Annotated in this window: 24 protein-coding genes; 10 read left to right on the top strand and 14 right to left on the bottom strand. The window is 61.9% G+C overall.

What is annotated here, in order from left to right:
• The first annotated feature begins 311 nt into the window (after window positions 1-311).
• The 3 genes from JWN03_RS06915 to ilvC all read left to right on the top strand — a co-directional run bounded on the left by JWN03_RS06915 (window position 312) and on the right by ilvC (window position 3,875).
• On the top strand, window positions 312-2,264 hold the full coding sequence (locus JWN03_RS06915) for an acetolactate synthase large subunit (RefSeq protein WP_297611380.1): 1,953 nt from the start codon (window positions 312-314) through the stop codon (window positions 2,262-2,264).
• The gene (ilvN, locus tag JWN03_RS06910; protein ID WP_297611378.1) at window positions 2,261-2,764 is read left to right on the top strand and encodes an acetolactate synthase small subunit; all 504 of its coding nucleotides are present in this window, start codon (window positions 2,261-2,263) and stop codon (window positions 2,762-2,764) included. Before JWN03_RS06915 ends, ilvN begins: the two co-directional genes overlap by 4 nt.
• 109 nt (window positions 2,765-2,873) lie before the next feature.
• Window positions 2,874-3,875, top strand: coding sequence for a ketol-acid reductoisomerase (gene ilvC, locus JWN03_RS06905; protein WP_297611534.1), 1,002 nt, complete (start codon window positions 2,874-2,876; stop codon window positions 3,873-3,875).
• A gap of 3 nt (window positions 3,876-3,878) precedes the next feature.
• Here the strand turns inward: ilvC and JWN03_RS06900 are convergent, their stop codons facing one another.
• Window positions 3,879-4,541 (bottom strand): hypothetical protein, encoded by a 663-nt coding sequence (locus JWN03_RS06900; RefSeq protein WP_297611375.1) that lies wholly within the window; start codon window positions 4,539-4,541, stop codon window positions 3,879-3,881.
• A 78-nt stretch (window positions 4,542-4,619) separates the two neighbouring features.
• On the opposite strand from JWN03_RS06900, the gene JWN03_RS06895 reads away from it, so the two are divergent.
• Window positions 4,620-5,378: a TetR/AcrR family transcriptional regulator gene (locus JWN03_RS06895; protein ID WP_297611372.1), complete on the top strand. Its 759-nt coding sequence runs from the start codon at window positions 4,620-4,622 to the stop codon at window positions 5,376-5,378.
• 86 nt (window positions 5,379-5,464) lie between these two features.
• On the opposite strand, the gene JWN03_RS06890 is transcribed toward JWN03_RS06895, so the two are convergent.
• Window positions 5,465-5,788, bottom strand: coding sequence for a hypothetical protein (locus tag JWN03_RS06890; protein WP_297611369.1), 324 nt, complete (start codon window positions 5,786-5,788; stop codon window positions 5,465-5,467).
• Window positions 5,789-5,964: 176 nt separating this feature from the next.
• Complete coding sequence (locus tag JWN03_RS06885) at window positions 5,965-6,735, bottom strand: SDR family NAD(P)-dependent oxidoreductase (protein ID WP_297611366.1); 771 nt, start codon at window positions 6,733-6,735, stop codon at window positions 5,965-5,967.
• 125 nt (window positions 6,736-6,860) lie between these two features.
• Between JWN03_RS06885 and JWN03_RS06880 the strand changes: the two genes are divergently transcribed.
• The 3 genes from JWN03_RS06880 to JWN03_RS06870 all read left to right on the top strand — a co-directional run bounded on the left by JWN03_RS06880 (window position 6,861) and on the right by JWN03_RS06870 (window position 12,125).
• Window positions 6,861-7,463: a TetR/AcrR family transcriptional regulator gene (locus tag JWN03_RS06880; RefSeq protein WP_297611363.1), complete on the top strand. Its 603-nt coding sequence runs from the start codon at window positions 6,861-6,863 to the stop codon at window positions 7,461-7,463.
• Between the two features lie 76 nt (window positions 7,464-7,539).
• Window positions 7,540-9,135, top strand: coding sequence for an ATP-binding protein (locus JWN03_RS06875; protein ID WP_297611360.1), 1,596 nt, complete (start codon window positions 7,540-7,542; stop codon window positions 9,133-9,135).
• Window positions 9,132-12,125, top strand: a complete 2,994-nt coding sequence (locus JWN03_RS06870; protein WP_297611357.1) for a Z1 domain-containing protein — start codon at window positions 9,132-9,134, stop codon at window positions 12,123-12,125. The genes JWN03_RS06875 and JWN03_RS06870 overlap by 4 nt, the downstream gene beginning before the upstream one ends.
• 1 nt (window position 12,126) lies before the next feature.
• Here the strand turns inward: JWN03_RS06870 and JWN03_RS06865 are convergent, their stop codons facing one another.
• From JWN03_RS06865 to JWN03_RS06845, 5 genes are all read right to left on the bottom strand, one after another.
• Complete coding sequence (locus tag JWN03_RS06865) at window positions 12,127-12,963, bottom strand: Eco29kI family restriction endonuclease (RefSeq protein ID WP_297611354.1); 837 nt, start codon at window positions 12,961-12,963, stop codon at window positions 12,127-12,129.
• A gap of 39 nt (window positions 12,964-13,002) precedes the next feature.
• Complete coding sequence (locus JWN03_RS06860) at window positions 13,003-13,632, bottom strand: very short patch repair endonuclease (protein ID WP_366914369.1); 630 nt, start codon at window positions 13,630-13,632, stop codon at window positions 13,003-13,005.
• 142 nt (window positions 13,633-13,774) lie between these two features.
• Window positions 13,775-15,064: a DNA cytosine methyltransferase gene (locus JWN03_RS06855; RefSeq protein ID WP_297611351.1), complete on the bottom strand. Its 1,290-nt coding sequence runs from the start codon at window positions 15,062-15,064 to the stop codon at window positions 13,775-13,777.
• An 82-nt stretch (window positions 15,065-15,146) separates the two neighbouring features.
• Window positions 15,147-16,019: an Eco29kI family restriction endonuclease gene (locus JWN03_RS06850; RefSeq protein WP_297611348.1), complete on the bottom strand. Its 873-nt coding sequence runs from the start codon at window positions 16,017-16,019 to the stop codon at window positions 15,147-15,149.
• A gap of 132 nt (window positions 16,020-16,151) precedes the next feature.
• The gene (locus tag JWN03_RS06845; protein ID WP_297611345.1) at window positions 16,152-16,931 is read right to left on the bottom strand and encodes a hypothetical protein; all 780 of its coding nucleotides are present in this window, start codon (window positions 16,929-16,931) and stop codon (window positions 16,152-16,154) included.
• A 372-nt stretch (window positions 16,932-17,303) separates the two neighbouring features.
• Between JWN03_RS06845 and JWN03_RS45760 the strand changes: the two genes are divergently transcribed.
• Window positions 17,304-17,450 carry a hypothetical protein gene (locus JWN03_RS45760; protein WP_441342949.1) on the top strand — a complete coding sequence of 49 codons (147 nt, stop codon included), beginning with the start codon at window positions 17,304-17,306 and terminating at the stop codon, window positions 17,448-17,450.
• Window positions 17,451-17,736: 286 nt separating this feature from the next.
• Here JWN03_RS45760 and JWN03_RS06835 read toward each other — a convergent pair whose 3' ends face one another.
• Both JWN03_RS06835 and JWN03_RS06830 read right to left on the bottom strand, forming a co-directional pair.
• The gene (locus tag JWN03_RS06835; RefSeq protein WP_297611342.1) at window positions 17,737-18,846 is read right to left on the bottom strand and encodes a Shedu immune nuclease family protein; all 1,110 of its coding nucleotides are present in this window, start codon (window positions 18,844-18,846) and stop codon (window positions 17,737-17,739) included.
• Between the two features lie 92 nt (window positions 18,847-18,938).
• Window positions 18,939-19,427, bottom strand: coding sequence for a hypothetical protein (locus JWN03_RS06830; RefSeq protein WP_297611339.1), 489 nt, complete (start codon window positions 19,425-19,427; stop codon window positions 18,939-18,941).
• 171 nt (window positions 19,428-19,598) lie between these two features.
• On the opposite strand from JWN03_RS06830, the gene JWN03_RS06825 reads away from it, so the two are divergent.
• Both JWN03_RS06825 and JWN03_RS06820 read left to right on the top strand, forming a co-directional pair.
• Complete coding sequence (locus JWN03_RS06825) at window positions 19,599-20,480, top strand: helix-turn-helix domain-containing protein (protein ID WP_297611529.1); 882 nt, start codon at window positions 19,599-19,601, stop codon at window positions 20,478-20,480.
• Complete coding sequence (locus JWN03_RS06820; protein ID WP_297611336.1) at window positions 20,477-20,671, top strand: DUF397 domain-containing protein; 195 nt, start codon at window positions 20,477-20,479, stop codon at window positions 20,669-20,671. The genes JWN03_RS06825 and JWN03_RS06820 overlap by 4 nt, the downstream gene beginning before the upstream one ends.
• A gap of 83 nt (window positions 20,672-20,754) precedes the next feature.
• Here JWN03_RS06820 and JWN03_RS06815 read toward each other — a convergent pair whose 3' ends face one another.
• From JWN03_RS06815 to JWN03_RS06800, 4 genes are all read right to left on the bottom strand, one after another.
• Window positions 20,755-21,588 (bottom strand): DUF559 domain-containing protein, encoded by an 834-nt coding sequence (locus tag JWN03_RS06815; protein WP_297611333.1) that lies wholly within the window; start codon window positions 21,586-21,588, stop codon window positions 20,755-20,757.
• Between the two features lie 95 nt (window positions 21,589-21,683).
• Complete coding sequence (locus JWN03_RS06810) at window positions 21,684-22,583, bottom strand: oxygenase MpaB family protein (protein WP_297611330.1); 900 nt, start codon at window positions 22,581-22,583, stop codon at window positions 21,684-21,686.
• Between the two features lie 8 nt (window positions 22,584-22,591).
• Window positions 22,592-23,356 (bottom strand): TetR/AcrR family transcriptional regulator, encoded by a 765-nt coding sequence (locus JWN03_RS06805; RefSeq protein WP_297611327.1) that lies wholly within the window; start codon window positions 23,354-23,356, stop codon window positions 22,592-22,594.
• A gap of 121 nt (window positions 23,357-23,477) precedes the next feature.
• On the bottom strand, window positions 23,478-24,182 hold the full coding sequence (locus JWN03_RS06800) for a nitroreductase (RefSeq protein WP_297611325.1): 705 nt from the start codon (window positions 24,180-24,182) through the stop codon (window positions 23,478-23,480).
• Between the last annotated feature and the right edge of the window lie 58 nt (window positions 24,183-24,240).

Below are 24,240 nucleotides of genomic sequence, written 5' to 3'. Positions count from 1 at the left end.
TGCGGTGATGACACACCCCCATCCTCGCATTGTGTTGAACGAACCCGAACAACCGCTCTGTCTCACATAATGAGACACACATGGTCAGATGTTTGACTCAGCGGCTCATGCGCACTTACCGTCGGACGCGTGAATCGAATCGAGTTGCTCGTAATCGGCAGGCGCGTCCAGCGCTGAGCCGACGACTATAGGTCAATTACGTCAGCTCGCAGCTGCGACGCGCCACCCTCGAACAGCCATGGCTGTCGAGGGCTTTTTTGTGTTCAGGCAAGTCCATGAACTGGAACGACAAGCAGTAAGGAACCAAGACGGTGAGCGCACCTACCGCCCGACCCGGGCCTTCGGCCCGCAGGCCCGCGGCTTCGGCCACGCCGGCCGTGGCTCCGGCCACTACTCCGAACCGCCGCCAGGTCCCGCCCGAGCGGGTCACCGGCGCGCAGTCTGTTGTCCGCTCGCTCGAGGAGCTCGGCGTCGACACGGTTTTCGGTATTCCGGGCGGCGCGATCCTTCCCGTTTACGACCCGCTCTTCGATTCCGTCAAGGTCCGCCACGTTCTGGTCCGGCACGAGCAGGGTGGCGGCCACGCGGCCACCGGCTATGCCCAGGCAACCGGCAAGGTCGGTGTGTGCATGGCCACGTCCGGCCCCGGCGCGACCAACCTGGTGACCCCGATCGCGGACGCCCAGATGGATTCGGTGCCGCTGGTGGCCATCACGGGTCAGGTCGGGCGCGCCCTGATCGGTACCGACGCCTTCCAGGAAGCCGATATCTCCGGCATCACCATGGCGTGTACCAAGCACAACTTCCTGGTCACCGACCCGATCGATATCCCGCGCATGCTGGCCGAGGCCTTCCACCTGGCCTCCACCGGGCGCCCGGGCGCGGTCCTGGTCGATATCCCGAAGGATGTGCTGCAGGCGCAGACCACCTTCAGCTGGCCGCCGGAGATGCGGCTGCCCGGCTACCGTCCGGTGACCAAGCCGCACGGTAAGCAGGTGCGCGAGGCCGCGCGCATGATCCTCGAGGCCAAGTCCCCGGTGCTCTACGTCGGCGGCGGCGTCATCAAGTCCGATTCGTCCGCGGAACTGCTGGAACTGGCCGAGCTGACCGGTATCCCGGTTGTCACGACGCTGATGGCCCGCGGCGCGTTCCCGGACTCGCACACCCTGAACATGGGTATGCCCGGTATGCACGGCACCGTGGGAGCTGTTGCGGCACTGCAGAAGTCGGACCTCATGGTGGTTCTCGGCGCGCGTTTCGACGACCGCGTCACCGGCCAGCTGGATTCCTTCGCACCCAATGCCAAGGTCATCCACGCCGATATCGACCCGGCCGAGATCGGTAAGAACCGGCACGCGGACGTCCCGATCGTGGGCGACTGCCGTGAGGTCATCACCGAGCTCATCGAAACCCTCAAGTCCGATCCGGCTGTCGGCGCAGCGCCGCTGCTGGAGCTGAGCGCGTGGTGGGCCTACCTGGACAACATCCGCACGTCCTACCCGCTGGGCTGGAAGACCCCGAGCGACGGTTCGCTGTCGCCGGAGTTCGTCATCGAGACGCTGGGCCGGCTCGCCGGACCGGACGCCATCTACTGCGCCGGCGTCGGCCAGCACCAGATGTGGGCCGCCCAGTTCATCAAGTACGAGAAGCCGCGCACCTGGCTGAACTCCGGCGGCCTCGGCACCATGGGCTACGCGGTTCCCGCGGCCATGGGCGCCAAGATGGGCCTGCCGGACCGCGAGGTCTGGGCCATCGACGGTGACGGCTGCTTCCAGATGACCAATCAGGAACTGGCCACCTGCGCCGTCGAGGGCGTGCCGATCAAGGTCGCGCTCATCAATAACGGCAACCTCGGCATGGTCCGCCAGTGGCAGACCCTGTTCTACGAGAAGCGCTACTCGAACACCGATCTGGGCACCCACACCCTGCGCATCCCCGACTTCGTGAAGCTTGCGGAAGCCCTTGGCTGCCACGGCATCCGGGTCGAGAAGGAAGAGGACGTGGAGGCCGCGATCCTCGAGGCGCAGTCCATCAACGACCGTCCCGTGGTGATCGATTTCATCGTCGGCAAGGACGCGCAGGTGTGGCCGATGGTCGCCGCCGGCACCTCCAACGACGAGATCATGGCCGCGCGCGGCATCCGCCCGCTCTTCGACGACGACGAGGCCGTGGACGAGCCCGCCGTCATCCACGAGGCCATGCTGCACGAGAAGGCCACTCTGACTGCCCACGAAAAGGCCGCCCAGAAGGGGACCGAGGAATGAGCACCACCCACACCCTCTCCGTGCTGGTGGAGGACAAGCCCGGCGTGCTCGCGCGCGTCGCCAGCCTGTTCTCCCGCCGCGGCTTCAATATCGAATCGCTGGCGGTCGGCGGCACCGAGATCCCCGAGATCTCGCGCATGACCATCGTCGTGACGGTCGAGGACCTGCCGCTCGAGCAGGTCACCAAGCAGCTCAACAAGCTGATCAATGTCATCAAGATCGTGGAGCAGGACGACGACAGTTCCGTTGCCCGCGAACTGATCCTGGTGAAGGTGCGCGCTGACGCCAGCGTTCGCACCCAGGTCATCGAAGCCGTGAACCTGTTCCGCGCCAAGGTGATCGACGTGTCACCCGACGCGCTGACCATCGAGGCGACCGGCACCCGGTCCAAGCTCGACGCACTGCTGCGCATGATGGAGCCCTACGGCATCCGTGAGATCGTGCAGTCCGGAGTTGTCGCGGTGGGTCGCGGACCCAAGTCGATCACCGCGACTCGCTAGTAACCGGCCGCCCCTGCGGCCAACCGCTCGTCATCCCGGCATGCTTTTGGCCGGGATCCACAACCGTTAGACACAGAATCCAGAAGGAGAAACCCAAGTGGCAGTCGAGATGTTCTATGACGACGATGCTGACCTGTCGATCATCCAGGGCCGCAAGGTCGCTGTCATCGGCTACGGCAGCCAGGGCCACGCGCACTCGCTGAGCCTGCGCGACTCCGGCGTCGACGTCCGCGTCGGCCTCGCCGAGGGTTCGAAGTCCCGCCCGAAGGCCGAAGAGGCCGGTCTGACCGTCGGCACTCCCGCCGAGGTCTCCGCGTGGGCCGACGTCATCATGGTCCTCGCCCCCGACACCGCACAGGCGTCGATCTTCACCAATGACATCGAGCCCAACCTGAAGGACGGCGACGCGCTGTTCTTCGGCCACGGCCTGAACATTCACTTCGGTCTGGTCAAGGCTCCGGCCAATGTCACCGTCGCCATGGTCGCCCCCAAGGGCCCGGGCCACCTGGTGCGTCGCCAGTTCGTCGATGGCAAGGGTGTTCCGGCTCTGATCGCGGTCGATCAGGACCCGAAGGGCGAGGGCCAGGCCCTGGCGCTGTCCTACGCCAAGGGCATCGGCGGCACCCGCGCCGGCGTCATCAAGACCTCGTTCAAGGAAGAGACCGAGACCGACCTCTTCGGTGAGCAGGCTGTTCTTTGTGGCGGCACCGAGGAACTGGTCAAGACCGGTTTCGAGGTCATGGTCGAGGCCGGCTACGCGCCCGAGATGGCGTACTTCGAGGTCCTGCACGAGCTCAAGCTGATCGTCGACCTCATGTACGAGGGTGGCCTCGCCCGCATGAACTACTCGGTCTCCGACACCGCCGAATTCGGTGGCTACCTGTCGGGCCCGCGCGTCATCGACGCCGGCACCAAGGAGCGCATGAAGGCGATCCTGTCCGACATCCAGGACGGCACCTTCGTCAAGCGTCTTGTCGCCAATGTCGAGGGTGGCAACAAGGAGCTCGAGGGCCTCCGCAAGGAGAACGCCGAGCACCCGATCGAGGTCACCGGCGCCAAGCTGCGCGGCCTGATGAGCTGGGTCGATCGCCCGATCACCGAAACCGCTTAATTCTCAGGCGTTTTCGGCGCTGAAACGGCCCGGCACCTTTCGGGGGTGCCGGGCCGTTGCGCTACCTACGGCTAGCAGCCACAGCATGGTGAAGCCGCCCATGGTGGCGGTGGTGCCCCAGCCATTGGCGGCATAGAAGTTCGCGGGGGTGTTCCCGAAGAACATGGAGGGGACGAACGCGAGGTTGAGCAGGCTCAGTGCGAAGGCCGAGCGTGCGGTCCACCGGGGGAGTACGCGGCTGTGCCGGACGGCGAAACCGAAGGCGCAGAAGAAGAGTGCCTCCAGGAACCGGGAGATGGTGCCGTACAGGATGTAGGTGCCGCTGACGGTGATGGTCGGGTCGATGGGGTCGGGGGCTTGGATGACCGCACCGACCTCCAGACCGGTGGAGACGAAAGCGACTGCCAGCCACAGCAATCCGGCATTGGTGGCGAGAGCGCCGAGCCAATCCACGGCGGGCTCGGCGCGTTTCACCAGGTAGCCGAAGCCTGTCATGAAGACGATGAGCGCTGTCATGCCGCCGAGGCCGAAGAGGCTGCGGGTCAAGACATTCCAGTCCGGTGGCGGGCCGTCATAGACGAAGTACAGCGGTAGCTCGATGAGCATGAGAACGGCGCCGGTCAGAGCTGCCAGTCCGGTGGCGCGCCGGAGTGTTGTCGTATCCATGCCAGCGATAGTATAAGACTTATACTATAAGGGCTATGTTAATCTCGGCGTCGATCCGAGACAGGAGGAACCCGCGGCATGGCCGAGCCGAGAATGCCCGATGACCTGGTCCGACTATGGCGTTTGCGCACCGGCCCCCGGCTGGGCCGCCCGGCCGAACTGGACATCGACCGAGTTGTCGGCGCCGCGGTGCGCCTGGCGGACGAGGGTGGTCTGCCCGCCGCGACCCTGCCGAAAATCGCTGCGGCCCTTTCGGTGACGCCCATGTCGCTGTATCGGCACATCGGGTCCAAGGATGAACTGGTGGGGCTCATGGGCGACGCAGCGCTCGGGGCCGTGCCCGAATCCGATGCCGGCCCATGGCGTCCCGCGCTGCGCCGCTGGGCCATGGCGCAATCGGAGGTCTTCGGCCGCCGGCCGTGGCTGGCGCAATTGCCGGTGACCGGTCCGCCGCGGGGCCCGAACGCCATTGCGTGGATGGATGCGGGCCTGCGGGCGCTGCGTGACACCGATCTGGACTGGGCCGCCAAGATCGGGGTGATCACCGTCGTCGGTGGGTATGTGCGGCAGGCGTTCGTCATGGACCGGCAGCTCGCGGAGAGCAGGAGTGCGGTGAACCTCGACGAGGCGCAGGCGCTGCGCGACTACGTTCGCGAATTGACCGAGGTGGTCGACCCGGCTCTATTCCCGGATGTCACAGCGCTTCTCGGCTCGGGTTTGTTCGAATCGATTCCCGAGCCGCCCGATTCCGCGAATCAGGATTTCGCCTTCGGTCTGGAGCTGATTCTGGACGGCGTGGCTGCGGCTGCCGGGACGACTGGTTCGCCTGGCGGGTGATGATGAGGTTGGTGTCTCAGGGATATTCGACGCAACAGCCCGACACCTTCCGGGGGTGGCGGGCCGTTGCGTATTCTCGGGGGTTTTCAGCTGCTTCCGAATGCGCCGCGCGGCAGCGTGTTACGGAGCCAGTCGCGGTCGTCGTGGTTGTCCTGGCGGTCGTGGCGATTGTGGTCGCGCCACCAGTCGGACTGGTTGTTGTTGCGCCACCAGTCCTGATCTTGGTTGTTCCACGGGTCGTTGGACCAGGGGTTGCGATCCCAGTGCGGCCGTGACACATCGGTGGCGTCGGTCTGGGTGGTGTCCGCTGAAGCCGTAGCGGCCAGCACCGCGATCGGAGCAACAGTGAGCGCACCCACGACGGCGATTCGAGCGAACATTCCTTGTGCGGAAGTGAATTTCGAGCTCATGGGTCCGAGTCTGCTGTCTTTCCGGCCGGAAAGATATTGATACGGCCGAGATTCCGTGAGAGATCAGGGTTCCCGTCGTCCTGAAGTATGACGTGTACCGGGTGTCATCCCCCTTGCATGACAACGGCCCCGCAATTGCGGGGCCGTTGGCGACTTCGATTGCGTCGTAATTCGACTCAGTAGTGGGTGCCGCCGTCGATGCGGACCTCGGTGCCGGTGATGAACGCACCGTCATCGGAGGCGAGCATCGCGACCACGCCGGCCACGGTGTCCGGGGAGGCGAAGCCCTGTCCGATGCCCGGCATCAGCTTCATGAACAGACTCAGATCGGCATCCTCGGGCAGGCCCGGGCCCTTGCCGTCGGTCATATCGCTCGAGATGGACCCCGGTGCAACGGCAACCACGCGCAGGCCCTGCTTGCTGTATTCCGCGGCCAGCGCGTGCGTCATGGACATGATCCCGCCCTTGGACGCGGCGTAAGCGGCCATGTACGGGTGCGCGAAGAACGCCGACGTCGAGGTGAAGTTCACGATGACGCCCTTGTTCGACGCGAGCAGCGCCGGCAGCGACTCACGAATCATCAGGAAGGTGCCGGTGAGGTTCACCGTGATGATCTTGTTGAAATCAGCCAGCGGCATGGTCTCGGTATGCGCCGACCGCAGAATGCCGGCCGCATTGATAAGCGCATCCAGCCCGCCGAGAGTCTCGACAGCACTCGCGACGCCCGCCTTTACCGACTCCTCGTTGCCGATATCGACAGTGACGGTGCTCAGCCGCTCGGCATTCCCCTGCTCAGCAGCCTGCTTGGCAGTCTCGGCCAGCCCGGCCTCATTGATATCGGCGGCAACAACCTGCCCGCCCTCACTGAGAACCCGATGCACAGTAGCCCGGCCGATACCCGAGCCCGCGCCGGTGATGAGTACTCGGCGATCGGTAAAACGCTCCATTGCGAACTTCTCCTCTATGTCTTCTTCCCCCTGTACCTGACACGCTACGCCTGAATGGCACAACGTGCCAGACTGACATCCAAAGACTAGGATGACTCGTACCACCCCAACGATAAGGACGTCCAATGCCCGCTCCCGAGCCTGTGCGCCTCACCTTGGCCGAGCGCCGCAAGGTCGAGACCCGCCTGGACATAGCCCGCACCGCAGCCCGCCTCTTCGCCGAACACGGAACGGCCGACGTAACCGCCGAACAAATAGCAGAGGCCAGCGGCATAGCCCTCCGCACCTTCTACCGCTACTCGCGCACGAAGGAAGACGCTGTCGAGCCAATGCTCACCACCGGCGCCCAACGCTGGTTCGAAGCAATAGCCTCCGGCCCCCGCCGCCTCCCAACCCTGGCCGACCTCGAAGCCGCTGCGGTCCAATCTCTAACCATCGACGGGGGCGAGGATTTCGAGCTCACCCGCGGCCTACTGCAAGCCATGGAAACCGATCCGGCGTTGCGGGCAGTCTGGCACCGCATCAACATGGAGGGCGAGCGCGAACTCCGCAGAGTCCTAACGGAATTGGCAGGCCCAGACGCTGACTCCCTACACCTCCGCCTCCTCGCGGCCGCAGCAGCCGGTGCGATCCGCATAGCCCTGGAACAGTGGGCGGCCGGTACCGGCACAGAAGCCCCCGCCTCCCTCGTGGTCCGCTGCATCCGCGCCCTCGGTGCCGGAGTGTAATTCGAACTATCCGCCCGCCCAGTTTGGTTGTATCCGTTGGTAAATCGGTCACTTCCTCGTATTCGGTAACGCGACGATGTACAACGCGGATCATTCGCTAGAGTTCTCATTCGAGAGTTGTAGTTCAGGGGTGGTCATGGTCGAAGAGTGGAAGTTCGATGTTCCAACCGTCGGCACCAAACACCTCCCACCCGATCCCCGCTACATGGAGGCTCTGACCAGCCAGGGCTACGGATTCGAAGCCGCTGTGGCGGATCTTGTGGACAACTCCATCGATGCGGGCGCCAAGGACGTCGTCATCCACTTCCTGCGTGACGGTGACCGTTTGGTCAGTCTGCTGATTGTCGACGACGGGTGTGGGATGGCCGAGGATGAACTCGATGTGGCCATGACCATCGGCGGTCGCCGCGACTATCAGCATGGCGCGCTCGGAATGTTCGGCACCGGTCTCAAATCCGCGTCATTGAGCCACGCCGCAGCGGTCACGGTGGTGAGTCGAACCCGCATGAGCCGTCCGACGGGTCGGCGCTGGAATATGGAGCGCGCCAAGACCGGATTCCAGTGCGACATAGTCGAACCGAGCTACGCGCAGTCCCTCATCGACCGGTACGCAGGGAAGCCGATCACGTGGCACGGCACGGTCGTTCGCTGGGACGGTGTGAAGGACTTCCCCCGCAATGGCGGCCCGGAGCAGACCGAACGCTATCTGGCCCGCATCATCAGCAAGCTCGGTATGCACCTCGGATTGCAATTGCACCGTTTCCTGGCCCGTGGCACTTTCAACATCACCATCGCCGTCGAGGACATTGCGACCGGGCTTGTGGTGATGGATTTCGGTGTGCAGCCGGTGGATCCGTTCGGTTACCCCGTAATTGGGCACCCCGACTATCCACGCACCTTCAAGGTGGAGGTTCCCTCCGTCGGTGTTGTGCCGATGCACGCGCACATCTGGCCGCCGAAGTCGTCGCTGGCCCAGTTCCGCGGTATCGGTTCGCTTTTGGAGACGCAGGGCTTCTATCTCTACCGCAATGATCGGCTCGTGCAGGCGGGCGGCTGGAACAACTTCCGCCAGCCCGAACAGCATCTGTCCTTGGCGCGGGTCGCCGTTGAGCTGCCGTCCGGTGCGAGTGATGTATTCCGTTTGACCGTCAAGAAGGACGGTGTCTCGATATCGCCGGAATTCATTGCCGCACTGGAGAATGCGACCGACGACAGCGTCACGTTCACCGGATACCTCAGTGCTGCCGACACCACCTATCGGGAAGCGCGCAAGCGGGCAGGGGTTGACCGCAAGCCGGTGATTCCACCCGGTAAAGGTCTGGATCCCGATATCCGAGAAGTCATTTCAGACGAACTGCCACCGCTGATCGGCGAAGACCCGATCGCGATCAGATGGCAGACCTTCGAGGGCGACGCGTTCTTCGAGCTCGACCGCGAGGAGCGCGAGATACTGCTCAATCAGCGGTACCGAGCTGCGGTTCTGGGTGGTCGTCGAGGCGGCCTCAACGACGCACCGATGATCAAATCTCTGCTGTATTTGATGGTGCACGAGGTGTTTCAGCGAGAGCGGCTCGGCAGCCGCGACAAAGACAATCTGCAGCTGTGGCAGTCGGTGTTGGTGGCCGCGGCCCGCGCGGAAATGGATCGCCTCAGCGATCGGGATGGGGAATGACCGTGGAATCGCTGCATACGCCGGACGCCGCACCGCGGATCGCACTGCACCACGCGGTCCTTGCCGATCTGGCGGGCAGTAAACCCAAGCGTTTGGAGCGCGCGATGCGGTACCAGGCGGAGGACTTGCCGGCAGCAGACCTGTACGCCTCCGAAGCGGACTTCCAGCAGGCATTGCGGGCGGCCGACGCCGGCGACCAACTGGTGGATATGTGGCGAAAACAATTGCGTGCGTGGGACTTCGCTCAGGGGCCGCAGTGGTCGTCTGCAGACCCGTGTACCGACGAACGCCGTGGCGACGTGTACCGCGAACTCGCACTGGAGGCGACCACAGGCAAGCTGCTCGATGTGGCAGCGCCGGTTATCAGGGCTCCCCGGCCGGTCGTGATCAGCAAGGAGTACGTCCCGTGGTACGCGACACACCAGGGCCGCGAATGGTACTGGCCCATGTACACCGAGCTGTTGGCCCGCAAAGGCTGGGCGGACCAGGCGATCACGACCCTGGATATGGCGACCGAGAGTGTGGTGGAACGACTTTCGGACCCGACCCGGCCCGAGGCGTACCAGTCGAAGGGCTTGGTTGTCGGTTACGTCCAGTCGGGTAAGACGGCGAACTTCACCGGTGTGATCGCGCGGGCCATGGATGCCGGTTATCGTCTGGTCATCGTGCTGGGTGGCACGATGAACCTGCTTCGCGATCAGACCCAGCGTCGCCTCGATATGGAGCTGGTCGGCCGGGAGAATGTCCTGCGTGGGGCCAGCGAATTCGAATCCGACTACTCCGACGATCCGGAATGGATTCAGCGCAAATTCGTCGAATTCGGTACCGCACCTTCGATATTGGGCGGCTTCGACATCCACCGCCTTACCACCCGCCACGATGACTACAAGAGTCTGCTGCAGGGCATCGTCGCGTTGGAGTTCGAGAAGCAGGAACCCGCACTCCCGCTCTACGATCCGGTGAACCTGCACCGCGCCGCAGCCCGGCTGATGGTCGTGAAGAAGAACAAGTCGGTCCTCACCAAACTCGTCAAGGACCTCAACAAGATTCGCACCCCGCTCCACGAGATCCCCGTCCTGATCATCGACGACGAATCCGACGAAGCCTCGGTCAACACCTCGAAGCCGAAGCCCGACGCCGACCGCACCGCCATCAACCAGAAGATCTCGCAGCTGCTGACAATGCTGCCCCGAGCGCAGTACGTCGGCTACACAGCCACCCCGTACGCCAACGTCTTCATCGATCCCAGCGACAGCGCCGACATCTTCCCCAAGGACTTCATTATCTCGCTGGCCCGCCCCGAGGGATATATGGGCGCCAGCGACTTCCATGATTTCGACTTCGATGACGCGGATGAGGAGCGGTCTTACAGCAATTCGAACGAGCTGGCGCATGTCCGCGACGTAGTCGTCACCGACGAGGACGACACCGAACCCTTGGAGCGCGCCGTCGACATGTTCGTGCTCACCGGCGCCATGAAGCTCTACCGGCAAGACCGAGATGGATTGGGCGAAGACTACTTCCGCCACCACACCATGCTCATCCACGAATCCAACTGGGTCGAATCCCACCGCGAGCTACTTGGCCGCCTCACCAAAATCTGGTGGGAAGCAGGCTATTCCAGCTCCCGAGGCCATCAGCGACTACGTACGCTCTTCGATTCCGACATAGCCCCCGTCTCAGCCGTTCGAGCCGCCGGCTACACCACCCCCACCACTTACGACGACCTGATGCCGTACGTCGGCCCCACCGTCATGAACATCAGCGCCGACCAGAGGCCGATCATCGTCGTCAACGGTGACGCTGACATAACTACCGGCGAAGCCGATTTCGACCGCCGCCCCATCTGGAAGGTCCTGATAGGCGGACAAAAACTTTCCCGTGGCTTTACAGTAGAAGGTCTGACCGTCTCCTACTTCCGCCGTCGGTCCGCCAACGCCTCAGCTCTGATGCAGATGGGCCGCTGGTTCGGCTTCCGTAGGGGCTATCGAGATCTGGTGCGGCTGTACATCGGTCGCGAAGAGGAACATGGCAAACGTGATATCGATCTGTTCAAGGCATTCGAAGCCGTCTGTATGGACGAGGAGAGTTTCCGCCAGGAACTAAAGCAGTACGCGGTAATGTTTGATGGCATGCCGCAGATCACTCCTGCGCAGGTCCCGCCCCTAGTCTCCCAACACCTTCCGTGGCTAAAGCCGACCAGCGCCAACAAGATGTACAACGCCCGCCTTGTCGAGGTGCGAACGCCCGGCCGCTGGAAGGAGTTCTACGACTATCCCAAAGCTGGCCCGGACCTACGGCACAACGCTGAGCTATGGTCTCGGGTCATGGCTCGGCTCGATACCGCGCCGACAGAGTTCAAGTACCTCATCCCGGAAGAGGATGTCATCCACAGGTTCCAGGCGTTGGCAGGTCGAATCGAACCCCAGGAACTAATTGAGATTCTTGAGTCGCTCCGCTGGCGCGCTCCCTCACTGTTCACTCCACACCTTGCATATCTGCGCGAGATCTCCACAGGATCTAGCCGAGGCGTCGACGAGTGGATCGTCCTCGCACCGAAACGCGTGAAGCATGTTAAGGGAATTGCTCTGGACAACACCGACCGTCGTTTCGACTGGTGGGAACGAGGCCGTACCCGCGACTCCATGTTCTCTCGTATTAGCGAACCAAAACAGAACAGTGTTGCCATGCGGATCGCGGGCGGCCTTCCCAACTCCGGTGATCCCATAACTGAAGGTCTTGTAGCTCCGCGCCGCGGTGCCCTCATGCTCTTCCCGATCGTAGAGCCGGAATACGCCTCAGAAATTTCGGACAGCGGCACAATCGATACCAGAAAGCTGGTCATGGCCTTCGGATTCGCCGCCCCAGCTTCCGCGATCGGTCGAGACGATCGGCTGATCCGCTTCACCACCATTGACTCATCTCAGGATTCCGCGATCATCGAGTTAGATGAGCATCTGGTCCCCGGTGCTGGTTTCGGTGGACGATAGGTTAGAAGCTATCGACTCCGACTTTAGAAATCAATTGCTGAATAATCGCGTGCGCATCGGTGAAAGGTGGATATATTTTATAATGCTGTGTGATATCCTCGCGGATCCTCTCGATGGTTTTCGCGTCCTCCTGTTCCGGGTCGGCTGCCCATTTTCGGCCGGGGTGTAGAGTATCCCATGGGGAGCGCTTATTGGCTCGAGTCTTGGGGTCGTCACCATGTTTTCCGAACCCTTGAAGGATCGTGGTTTGCTTATTCCATATCGGACTGAACAATCCAATCAGGGCATTCTCGGCAGCGATCTGCCAACCGCTCGCTACTACTAGGCGTCTGCATTGAAAGTCCTCGACTGACAAACTCTCCGCTAAGGCGATATTGCTCTGGTGTTTATTGAGCCTTTCTGTGAGTCCGGTGCCTTGCTGCCGTGGCGTACGAGCGCCAGACGGAGGGTCGGCCTTGCCGACGTAGATGGGGGTCTCAGTACCCCGGATCGGCGCGTAGTACTCATAATCCCCGTAGTAGTACAACGCATATACTCCGGTGCCGTAAATTCTGTCTGCGGCAATAGATTTCAACGGATGCAGGTCTTGCCCTAGGAGGGCAATGGCCGCAAAGGCGCCGAAGAATTCCGAGTCTGCAGGATCAAAGACAGACTTTGGGTAGCGAACGGGATCGAGTGTCATAATATGTTCGGCTAGATCTTGGGCCGCGTCTTCAAGGAGTATTCGCTTGAGTCGAGATACCGACCCGGTCGGAAGACTGTTAACCTCCTCTCTTACCTTTTTAATATCGGCAACAAGCTGCTTTATCTGATCTGTGGTACGTGGTTTTCTATCCACTCCGTGTCCCCATCTTGAGGTCAAAAGTACGAACTTGGATCACCGGCGTGCGCGCACAGCATTAGCGATCTCGCCCGCAGCGGCTTCTAGATTGTCGTGTTCCCATACTCGAATAACTTGCCAGCCGGCATCGATTAACAGGCGATCGGTCTCGCGATCACGCATTTTATTACCGGCGATCTTTGAGCTCCAGAAATCGCTGTTCCGCTGTGCTGGCCTGTAATGCTCGGGGCATCCGTGCCAGTAACAGCCATCACAGAAGACTGCGACTCGTGGGCCGACAAAAACTACGTCCGCCCTTCGTCGAATGTCGGGAAGGGGCTGCATGTCCACGCGATAGTGGAGACCGTGTGCGCGTATCGCCGAACGCAGCGCAAGTTCCGGGCGCGTATCCTTGCCGCGGTTCGCGCGCATGACTGATCGAACCGCCGGTGTGCTGGCCCAGGAATTCGATGGTTCCGCTGGGCGACGGAGTAACTGCTTGTCGCACACCAGAGTCCATGCCTGGATGAGGTTCTGGCGTCGCGTTCGCCCATCCACCTCGCCGACGTACTTCGTTGGGTACTTGCCGTTATCCGACCAGCGGATGTAGGCACGGATTCGGCGAGTCTTGGCGTAGACCTTCAACTCGACGGAGGCGCAGGAGACCCGACCGTTCCCTAGATCCACTAGTCGACTATGCCGCCCTCCCGCTGCGCGGTCCTGCTCAGTCGTACGAGCCGCTCGATCCAAGCCGGGCGGACATTTCCACGCTCGATCAGGCGGCATTTGGTCGTTCCACTTGCCGGTGTGGTGGCTGGGCACTTTGCTTCTACTTCTCTGACTCAGCCTCTTTAAGCGCCGTAGCGACAGCCTCGGCAAAGGCCTCGCCGAGGAGCACGGGCACAGCGTTGCCGAGTTGTCGCATCTTCTCGCCGCGCGGTCCCGCGAGTTGCCATTTGTCAGGAAAGGTCATAACCCTCGCGGTCTCCCGGACAGTCATATAACGGTGAGTACCGTTGTCCAGCAGCATCACAGACTCACCGCCGGGGACCCCGTGGACCCCGGCCTTGACGGTTTTCGCGGGTCGGTCAAGTTCATTAGGGGTGTGACCAGGATAGATCCGGGCATCTGGCCAGCCTATATGGTCCGTGAATCCGCCGAGGTTATGCTCTTTTCGGTCGAGGAGCTGTGGCGGTACATCAGGCAACGGCGATTGCCCGTTGATCCCCTTCAAAGCGTCGCGAAGCGTCCGCCATGGCAAGGGTCGTTCCTCTTCTGACGCTCGGAGAGTTTGCTGTGGAACTGGGATTCGTGCCATAACCCGTTCTCGAACCGCTTTTGGAACCTCGGGATGCCGCTTCCAGTAAGCGCCGCTGTGCATATCCTCGTACAGGCTACTGTCGGAAAACCGTGGCCGGACAAGCGCTTTGAAGTTGTCCATATCAACGCCAAGGTCCCGCCGGAAAGCGATGGCGATCACCCTGTTCCGAATCTGGGGTACGCCGTAGTCAGCGGCGTTAACCGCGAAATGCTCGACGTCGTAACTCTCATCGGCCGCGACATGTACCGAATCCTGCATATGGCGAAGGATCTCGTTGTGATCTCGCCAATCCGACCCCTCCGCCCGTTCCTCGAACGGAAGCGACAGTTCTCGTTTGATGTAGTCGAAGTATGGCTTGAACGATGGGCGGAGGAGCCCACGTACGTTCTCGCATATCACGGCCTTGGGGCGCATCTCACGGATCGCGCGGAACATGTGCGGGAAGCCATTTCGGTCGTCCTCGTCACCCTTTGCCACGCCACCGAGTGAGAAGGGTTGGCAAGGCGGACCTCCTGCCAGCACGTCGACCTGGTCTCGGAGATACTCGAAGTCGACCTTGCGCACATCGCCGACGATTAGCGGCGGTCGCTTGCCGCGTCCAGGGATCGCTGGAGCATGCCCCTCCTCTAGAGGTATCGCGCAGTTGGTGGCGAGTGTCTCGCATGCACGCTTCGCAAACTCGTTGAGCAGCAACGGTCTAAACCCAGCATGTTCAACGGCCATCGCCAGGCCACCACCACCAGCGAAAAGCTCAACGCTCGTACGCCCTGTGTCGGCTGCGCGCCGCTGCTTCGACATGGCGGAAACCATACCGCGGTCGCAGTTCGAACGCACGTGCGACATGTGATCGATCTCGGCGTGTCACAAGACGCGCCGGCTACTACTCGTCATCATCGTCGACAGGTGGGTCGACTTCGCCACTTTCGTCCAAGCGTGCCTGGCCGGTGAACTGCTCAACCTGGCCGTCTACCCTTCGCCAGAACAGTCGCGCGCTACCGTATTCCTTGGTCTCGTGATAAAGAATCATGTAGCCGGGCAGGGCGGTGGCCTGCCATCCATCGGGTAGCGCCTGGATCGTCAGCAGCATGAGTTCCGTCGCGGTCGAGCGCGATGGCGGGACGATCACCAGGGCATCGTTTAGTTGCTTGCTGAGCGACTTGTTCTTGGTCTCGTACCGAAATGTGAATGGGAGATCGGCCTTGGCGGCCTTGAGTACGTACCCGAGGGTCGGTCCGGCTAGAGCGAGCCCATCTATCTTTCGATCGATGTCGACGGGGTATCGAGCATCGAAATGATTTGCCTTGACTAGTGTCTCGTCGCGATTCCTGCCCGGATCTTTGTTGCCAAAACCCATTGTATTCCAGGGTGCTTCACCATTGGAGCGGTACTTGGTGATGAGTAGCTTCTCGGGTGCGGCAGCCTCTAGATCCTCGTCAACGTACAAGCAGACGTAGCCGATGTCATGGATGTTGAGGTTGGTTCTGCCGGATAGCTTCTTAAGATGATTAGCAAGCCTCGATGGCAGGCCGCGGCTTGCCTTTCCAACGTAGACAAGAGCGCCGCTCAGGTACAGCTGATATACACCCGGGCGGTCCTCGATCTGATCGAGGTTGGTTTGATTGAGGAAGGCAGGGTGGAGGCTATTGAGCCTCTCTCCCAATTGATCTGAGAGCGCGCGAGTGATGCTCAGCTTGAATTCGGCACGAGCCTGTGACCCGTCGCCGTAGAGTGCACCGATCGGCTGATTGTTCACCAGGCTAATCTATCGCATCGGCGGCATCTGGGCCAGACCGCCTGGTATTGAAGGACTTTGGTCTCCGTCGACCATCGGCGTCTATAGGTGTTGTGCCCCAGCTCTTTACGGCAGCGGTCAGTGGCCTAAGCGTCAGTCGGCAACCGCAACAGTAGGCGAGATTGTGCCGTCCTCGTTCAACCCGTTGGCGGCCCTGTACTCCTCAAGTGATGTCTTGTACATCGGAAAGTCCGGGAGTTTCGACCACGACAGGGTCTCGTCTAGCTGTCCCGCCACCAGGTTCGCAAGATGCACTGCGGCACCTCGGTAGATGCGAGCGCAAGTGATCGCTCCATGTAGTACAAGCGAATGTTTGCCGCTCTTCATCGGATTCAGGACCGCCGCCGCAGGTCTGAATTCTGCCTGCAGAGGGCCAGGCCATACCTCGCTCCGCCAACCACTGGTGAGCCCATGTGTCAGACAATGCCGCACCTGCATCCAACCTTGTCCGTCTGCGACGGCATGCTTCCAGTCCAGCTCCACTGGAATCCACTTTCGATTCCCGGACTCGGGCGCCGGGGGGTACCAGACGTCGATGCTGAAGCCGACTCCGATCTTCGGCGTAGTCGCTGTAAAGTCTTTCCCGACAAGCTGTTCGAAGACTTTGATGTCAGGGTTGTTCAGCTTTGTCTTCTTAGCTATCTGTGCCAGGTTTTGGCCTCGGAGGTAGAGGGCAGTCGCGAAGAAATCCTCAACAAAACCCTCGAACGCCGAGATGACGCCGAGCGCGATGGCAGGTGCGAGTGCGGCGGCATCGCCCGCGCTACCGGCTTTTCTCGGATGCAAAGCCAGCAGTCGAGATGGAACGATCAGGGACCGCGCGTATCGATCCACGCTGTCCTGAAGGCTAGCTGCGATTATGGCTGTGGTCACGACACTCCCCGAAGACTGAGTACACCAGCTGACGAAGCTTCTCATATACGCGAGCGGACTGCGACTGCCGAGGGATGGGAGTCGGTGCTGTGTCGCGTCTCCGGACCGTGCGTCGGGATTGCCGGTACCCGTTGTGGCGTAGGGTGTTTGGCTCGAAGTACTGACTGGGGCCTGCGGAGTGGGTCCGGCGGTTGTGAGGGTTTTGATGCACCAGAATAGCTGCGGGAGAACAGGATCACGACATGGCGCGACGATGGCATACACCCGAGCAGATCATCCGCAAACTGCGCGAAGGCGAGAAGCTGATCGGGGGGAGTTCTCGATCGAGGAGGTGTGCAAACACCTCGAGATCTCCGAGGCCTCCTGGCATCGGTGGCAAGCTCAGTACGGCGGCATGAAATCAGGGATGCCAAACGGCTCAAAGAGCTTGAGCGCGAGAACGCGCGGCTCAAGAAGATGGTCGCCGAGCAGGCCTTGGATATAGACATGCTCAAGGAGCTGTCCCGGGGAAACTTCTGAACCCGGACCGGCGCCGCAGGGTCGTGGTGGGTTCCGCAGCAACGATTTCGGGTTCGCAACGCCGAGCGTGCGCGGTGGCGGGGAAGTCCCGCTCGGTGCAACGCCAGCCGCCGGTGATTGCCGACATCGTGCTTAAGCCGGAATCGAACGACAGCACATTGTCGCGCTCCACGTTTCAGTAGAACCGATACACGCGCCGAGTATCTCATCCTCCCGCACGCCAAATTGTGGACGGATGATTCACCGCCAGCCCGCTGGCTTGCACCCGCCGAGCTGCGTTTGTTCGTCAAGGCTGACTGTCGCTAACCACCGGATCTCCAGGTTTCGAGGATGCCGAGCCAGATGCTTCCGACGTCACTATCCACTCGGCTCGGGTCAGCAGTTCATCGAAGGTCAGTACTTCGGGCTCGACGAGTTGCCGCCGGTACAGCTCGAAGGACAGGAACTTGTCCTCGTACGCGCCGCCTTCTTCGCCATGAAGCTCGTCCAAGCTTCCAATGATCAGGTAGGAGCGCGGGCGTAGTAGATAGGTGTAGTCATAGGGGTCTTTGCTGCCGTCTGCGACGGTGCCCTGCAGTCGCTCGCCAATTTCTTTGACGGCGCGATGAACAGTGCCCTGGACCTGTGCGACGCCGCCCGACAACTCGTCGGATGGTGCCCAGCAACCTGATCGGTGGGGAGCTTTCTGCAGCAGCTCCTTTTTGTGGGTTTTGAACTCGGCGAACACCATTGACTTGATACGTCCGGAAGTGCGGAGCAGTGCATCAGTACGTTTGCCCACTCCTGTTATGGAGTGACCTGCAACAACTTGTTCCAACTTCTGATCATTCCACGATGTCAGCAGCTGGCCCGTGAGCGAGATCCCGAGAATCCATGGATTCTCCTCGAAGAAATGCTGCCAGACGGGTTCCATACCCTGCTGTGCGACTTCGTCGGCTTCCGACTGGAAGTAAGAATCATTAGTGAGCAGCTTGCGAAACCTCTCCACCTGGCTTCTGCGATGAGCCATCGCGACGACGTCTCGTGCGGCTTCGTCGTTGCTGATCAGTTCCCTGAAGAGTTCGGGATCTCGCCCATAGGCCTGGGCCAGCAGCGCTGGGTCCACGGCGACTCCCGATGGAAACGCGACATCTATACGGGACTGGATGTTCAGTGCTGCGTCCCCGAAGGCATCACGGAAGACTCGAGTGAGGTCGGCCGCTACTTTGGCATCGAACTGTAGCGATTGACTGCTCTTGGGATCGGACTCACGGTCCTTCGATCCGAACGTCGACAGGTGCAGGAGCTTGGTGCCGTCGTCGTCGGCGACGACTTGGTGCTCACAGACGACGCCCTTGTCGACGCTGTGCGCTGTGATCCGTTGCTTGTTCGGGCCGAGATCAAGAATGCGCGCCACTGACTGATTGTGAAAGCCAGATGACCGGGCGTCAAGCCGTATAGGCAGAGTTCGTGGGTAGTTCGTGGGCTGTGGTGCATTCGAGCTGTCCATCACTTGAGCCACGCTGTTCCCTCGCGGTCGGTGATGAACTCGCCACCCGGCGGATCAGCGTATGCCGCTAGTAGCCGCTCGCGCGCTGTCGGTGAGGCGGCCGCGAGATTGACATCCCGAGCTGAAGCCCAGTCATCCCAGGTCCAGCCGGCGCCTGCATCGACGGTGAAGTCGGTTATCGGCGTTTCGATGCCGTTGATGAACACTCGAACCTTGGTTGGGCCGTCAGGGTTTCGGACAATCACTGCCTCCACGTTCGGCTCGATCAGGCCGCCCTCGGCGTTTCGGGGCGTAGTCATCTCGCTTAGCGATGCTAATCCCTGGGTCACAATCTCCGTGAGAGTTGCAGCGTCCAAGGAGATTTCGAACTCTCGTTGGGTGTCGCCGAGTATCAGTGTTGTGAACTGTCCGCCCTCGTCGATCACGTAACGGACTGAGCAACCCGGTGTGGTGATGACCCATGCTCCGATGGTCAGTCGCTCGAACATCTTCCGCTCCCTTCTTGGATCTGTCTGTCTGCTTGAAAGCAGACCACGTCTGACCTGGGGTGATTACCCTTAACTGGGTTACCCAGTTGTATCGATCTGAATGCCCAGGGCCGCTATCACTTCGGGGGCCGGGTTGACCCAGTACGGGTGGTTGTCGACGAGGGGGTTGTCATGTTGGAGAGCGGTTCGACGTTGCCTAGGCGTCAACTCGGACGGTATCTGCGGGAGGAGCGGTCGGCTCTGGGGATGTCGCAAGAGCAGGTTGCGCGGCTGGCGGATGTGAGTTCGTCTGTGCTGCAGCGGTTGGAGAGGGGGATACCTACTCGACTGAAAGTTCGGGATCTTCAGGCGATTTGCGAAGTATTGGAGATGTCGGGTGATATGGCGACGGCCATGGTCGGGTTGCTTCGGCAGGCTGTCGAGAAGAGTTGGTGGCATGAGTACGGCAGCCTGATCCCGGCCAACTTCGATGTCTATGTCGGGCTTGAGTCTGCTGCGCGGAAGTTGACTACTTATCAGCCTGCGCTGGTTCCTGGGCTGCTACAGACTCCCGACTATGCGCGTGCGCTGATTCGTGCGGTCAAGCCGGGGGAGACGGCGGCAGAGCATGAGCGCCGGGTTGAGCTTCGAGCGAGACGGCAGGCCGCTGTGACTCGCAGGCATCAGCCGATCACGTTGGATGTGGTGCTGCACGAGTCTGCGTTGCGCTGCTCCGTCGGCGGCCCTGGGGTGATGGCTGAGCAGCTTCGCCATCTGGCGGAGATCGGAAAGCTGTCGAATGTTTCGGTGCGGGTGCTGCCGTTCTCGGCGGGAGCTCCCGTCGGTGATCCTGTGGGGCAGTTCGCGATTCTGGAATTCGGTGAGGACGCGAAGGGAGAGCCGGTGTGGCCCCCGGTCGTCTATCTGGAGACCTTTATCGGGTGCATGTACCTCGAGAAGGACGACGACTTGGAGCGGTACGATCGAGTTCTCGAGACTCTCCGGCAGGCTTCGCTGGATGAGGCGACCAGCCGTAGTTTGCTGCGGCAGGTGACGAAGGAGTTTTCAACGTGACTGGCGAGCTAGACGGTGCCCAGTGGTTCAAGAGCAGCTATAGCGGCGACAAGGCTGACTGTATCGAAGTCGCCTTTGTGGACGATTCTGTCGGCGTGCGTGACTCGAAGAACCAGGCTGGGCCGCCTTTGGTGTTCTCGTGGGCTGAGTGGCAAGTGTTCACGGGTGGAGTGCTGGCCGGGCGGTTTTAGCGGGTCGGCTTAATCGTGCACTAACGCAGTGGATTTGGCGGGAAACTGCCATTTCGTAGGGGGAAGTGCACGAAAAGGCCGGGCTATGGGCGGCGTGAACGTCTGCGGCGGCGCACGACCTCAGCAGCCTCGTCTGCGCACGGTTCGAGTGACTGGAAGATGTCGGCGGCTGCGTAGCGCAGGACCAGCCAGCCGTCGAGGAGCAGGCTGTTCTGGCGGCGACGGTCTTGGCGGAATGCTGTTGGTGTGCTGTGGAATTCGCGGCCGTCTACTTCGATGATGGTGTGGGACTGTTCGTCTACGAAATCGCAGCGGTATGGGCCGACTGGGTGGTTGGCGAGTAGCTTCAGGCCGCGCTGATGCAAGGCTCTGGCGAAGAGGCGCTCTGGTTCGGATGCGGCGTGGATCGCGGCCTCGCGTAGTTGCTTCCGCAAGGCGGAGGATCCGCGGAGAGTTGAGGACGACAGGTTGATGATGTCCTGCGGGGAGACGGTGCGGCAGATGTTGTTGTCGATCAGTGCGTCTGCGGCGGGTTTCGGCAGGACGGACATGCAGTCCAGCAATGTGAGGGCCTTGCTGGCTGTTGGGAGGTCGTAGACGTCAGTGATCCATTCGACGGGCAATTCGCGTCGGTAGAGACGGAGCCAGTCGGGTGCTCGGCGGTATACGCCTTTCGGGATGGTGGCTTCGACGTGGGTTGGCTCGGGGAGCATGCCGTGGAGCCAGGCGGCGGTGCGGTGGCTGAGGATTGCAGTGGGGAGCCATGCGACTACGGCGTGGCATTTCGTGAGTGTGGTCGGGGTGGCCAGGGAGTAGACGCCGGGAAGCACACGGGTGTAGGTGCCACGACGGCACCGGTCGGAGATGGTGCTGGCGGAGACTCCCTTGTTGAGCAGGTCTGTGCGGGTGCGGATCACACAGTGAGGGTTGCAGAGCCGCTAGCGCGGGCGAGGTTGTCGACCTGCGGTGACTGGTGGGCTGTGGATAGTCCGGTCCATGGGGATAGATCGGCTCAAGACGACAGCTGGCTTGGCTGGTCATCAGGGCTCTCGATTGAGTCGTACTGCTTCGGCCGGGTGCGGTGCTTCTGCATGCCGGCCCAGGCGTCGGGGATGTAGCGGAGGCGTTCGGGGGTGAGGGTCCAGGTTGTGCGGACTATGTGGCGGAAGACCTCGAAGGCGAGTTGGTCTGTTCGGGACCACTTCCAGCCCAGGATATTTCGGGCTTCGGGGGGCATGGTGGCGTTGGAGATCCAGACGCCGATGGTCATGACTGGGTAGCGGATCGCTGGCCAGAGCACGCGGGGGATGAAGGGTGGGGCTGGGACTTTGGCTTGGTGGATGGCGGCGGCGAAGTCTGTTGTTTTGTTGGATTCCAGGACTTCTTGCCACATGTGGGTCCAGTAGGACTTGTAGGTTTCGTAGTCGCCGAAGGCTGGGCGGTCGGACATGCCGTAGAGGCGCCACCACGTTAGGCCCTCCGCTACCAGTTGCGCCTTCTCCTCCTCTGTGAACGGGGTGCCGAAGAATTCTTGGGTGGCGATTATGGATTCGTAGAAGGTTACGTGGGTCCACCAGAAGACTTCGGGGTCCAGGGCGTGGTAGCGGTTGCCTTGGGGGGCAATGCCTTTGATGGGCTTGTGGAAGTCGCGGACTGTGGTCGCTCGGGCTTCGGCGTCGGGCTGGTAGATCATCGCCTGGATTGGTGCGACCGAGCGGTCGAAGCGGTCCATGGGGTCTGTGAAGAAGTTGGAATGTTGTTGGAGGGCTGCGTCCAATACCGGGTGCATGTTTTGTAAGGTGCCGGCTCGGCCGAGGATGAGCATGGAGCGGATGTCGCCGAAGTGCTTCCAGGTCAGGGAGTTTGGGCCGAGCGGGAGGGAGACGTTCCAGCCTGGGTGCTTTTCGAACATCGGGGGTCCTAACGGGGTGGTTCGGTCAGGGTGGTTAGGCCTGGGGCGATCAGGGTGAGGGTGGTGTCTACCAGGGTGTCCGGGGGGACTTCGGGGTGGGTGAGCCACCAATTGGCCACGGCGACAATGGAGGACACGAGGATGGTGGCCGCGATTTCGAGGCTGTGGGGGTCGGGCTGGCGTGCCGTCGGTCGACCGGCTGAGGCGGGTGCGCTCGCTGTGGCTGACTCACTCGCTGTGGCTGACTCAGGAGTGCTCGCTGTGGCCGACGCGGGCGTGCTCGCTGTGGCCGACTCGGGTGCGAGGGCTACAGCTGGCTCGGGTGCGAGGGCTGCAGCTGGCTCGGGCGCGATGAGCGTCAGTACACCCTTTTCCGCGAGGTCGCGCAGGTGGGTGGTCACTTCGGCGACATCCGGATCCGTTGCGGGGGTGAGGATCAGGCGGGAGGCCAGGGGGCGGTCGATCATGAATTTGAAGTAGGCGCGGAGGGCTGCGGATAGGCGCTCGGTGGGGGCGGCATCGCTGCGGACGGCAACGGCGATGCGGGCTATCAGGGCCTCGGTCTCCGTGGTGAGGAGGTCTAGGACGAGCGCCTTCTTCGAGGAGAAGTGGTCGTAGAGCACCGGGCGGGTGATGCCGGCGGAAACGGCTATGTCGCGCATGGAGACTGCGTCATAGCCGTTCGCGGAGAACAGGGTTCGGGCGGCATCGAGGATCAGTGCGCGGCGCTCGTAGCCTTTCAGGCGGCGGACTGGATCTTGATTAACCGACACCCGTGTAGGTTAACCTGCCGGCCTTCGGTCTGAGGAGGAATCAGTGCCAGATGGCTCCGAAGGACTGGCAGGCCGCCCTAAATGAGTAACCGCCACCCGAATCGGCGGTAGGTCCTACGAATCAGTGCCAGGTGACGACGTTGTCGAGATCGGTTCGGGTGGTGCGGAATCCGTTGACGGCGTGGTCGGGGTCGGGGTAGCCGAAGGAGATGCCGGCGATGACCTGGCGGTGCTCCGGAATCGCGAAGTGGTCGTGGAGGAAGGGGGAGTAGGAGGCCAGGGCGGCTTGGGGGGCGGTGGCTACGCCGAGGCTTTGGGCTGCCAGGAGGAAGGAGGTCAGGTAGAGGCCGCAGTCGACGGCGCCGTAGACGCCGAGGTCGGCTTCGGTGGTGAGGATGGCTACGTGGGGGGCGTCGAAAAGTTCGAAGTTGCGGACCATTTGGCGCATGGTGCCCTCGTGGTCGCCTCGGGCTACGCCGACCGCGGTGTAGAGGGCGGCGCCGCATTCGCGGCGGCGGTCGCGGAAGATGCCGTTGTACGCGGCGGGGAAGGGGAGGTCGGATTGTGCTGGGGTGCCGTTGATGTGGGCGAGGAGGGCCTTGCGGAAGCGGTCGGTGGAATCACCCTCGGTGATGGCGAGCTGCCACGGTTGGGTGTTGCACCAGGAGGGGGTGCGCTGCGCCAGGGTGAGGACCTGCTCGATGGTGGCGCGGGGGACCGGCTCGGGGCTGAAGGCACGGCAGGTGTAGCGATCGTCGAGCAGTGATTGCAAGGCGGCGTAGCGGTCGGTCTGGGCTGGATCGATGGTGGAGGCGCGGTCTGTCATGGAGTCCTATTCCTATCTGGTCTCGTTTTGAGACCGATGCAACTTGGTCTCATATTAG

Origin of the sequence: Nocardia sp. (genome assembly GCF_025465275.1) — a bacterium.
Lineage (GTDB): Bacteria > Actinomycetota > Actinomycetes > Mycobacteriales > Mycobacteriaceae > Nocardia.
The sequence above is the reverse complement of the archived record's forward strand: the minus strand, read 5'-3'. Positions and strand labels throughout refer to the sequence as shown.

Bases quoted from the DNA above. Each gene is read 5' to 3' on its own strand.
- ilvN (WP_297611378.1), top strand. From the start codon at position 2,261: ATGAGCACCACCCACACCCTCTCCGTGCTGGTGGAGGACAAGCCCGGC.
- ilvC (WP_297611534.1), top strand. From the start codon at position 2,874: ATGTTCTATGACGACGATGCTGACCTGTCGATCATCCAGGGCCGCAAG.
- JWN03_RS06900 (WP_297611375.1), bottom strand. From the start codon at position 4,541: ATGGATACGACAACACTCCGGCGCGCCACCGGACTGGCAGCTCTGACC.
- JWN03_RS06895 (WP_297611372.1), top strand. From the start codon at position 4,620: ATGGCCGAGCCGAGAATGCCCGATGACCTGGTCCGACTATGGCGTTTG.
- JWN03_RS06890 (WP_297611369.1), bottom strand. From the start codon at position 5,788: ATGAGCTCGAAATTCACTTCCGCACAAGGAATGTTCGCTCGAATCGCC.
- JWN03_RS06885 (WP_297611366.1), bottom strand. From the start codon at position 6,735: ATGGAGCGTTTTACCGATCGCCGAGTACTCATCACCGGCGCGGGCTCG.
- JWN03_RS06880 (WP_297611363.1), top strand. From the start codon at position 6,861: ATGCCCGCTCCCGAGCCTGTGCGCCTCACCTTGGCCGAGCGCCGCAAG.
- JWN03_RS06875 (WP_297611360.1), top strand. From the start codon at position 7,540: ATGTACAACGCGGATCATTCGCTAGAGTTCTCATTCGAGAGTTGTAGT.
- JWN03_RS06870 (WP_297611357.1), top strand. From the start codon at position 9,132: ATGACCGTGGAATCGCTGCATACGCCGGACGCCGCACCGCGGATCGCA.
- JWN03_RS06855 (WP_297611351.1), bottom strand. From the start codon at position 15,064: ATGTCGAAGCAGCGGCGCGCAGCCGACACAGGGCGTACGAGCGTTGAG.
- JWN03_RS06830 (WP_297611339.1), bottom strand. From the start codon at position 19,427: ATGTTCGAGCGACTGACCATCGGAGCATGGGTCATCACCACACCGGGT.
- JWN03_RS06825 (WP_297611529.1), top strand. From the start codon at position 19,599: ATGTTGGAGAGCGGTTCGACGTTGCCTAGGCGTCAACTCGGACGGTAT.
- JWN03_RS06810 (WP_297611330.1), bottom strand. From the start codon at position 22,583: ATGTTCGAAAAGCACCCAGGCTGGAACGTCTCCCTCCCGCTCGGCCCA.
- JWN03_RS06800 (WP_297611325.1), bottom strand. From the start codon at position 24,182: ATGACAGACCGCGCCTCCACCATCGATCCAGCCCAGACCGACCGCTAC.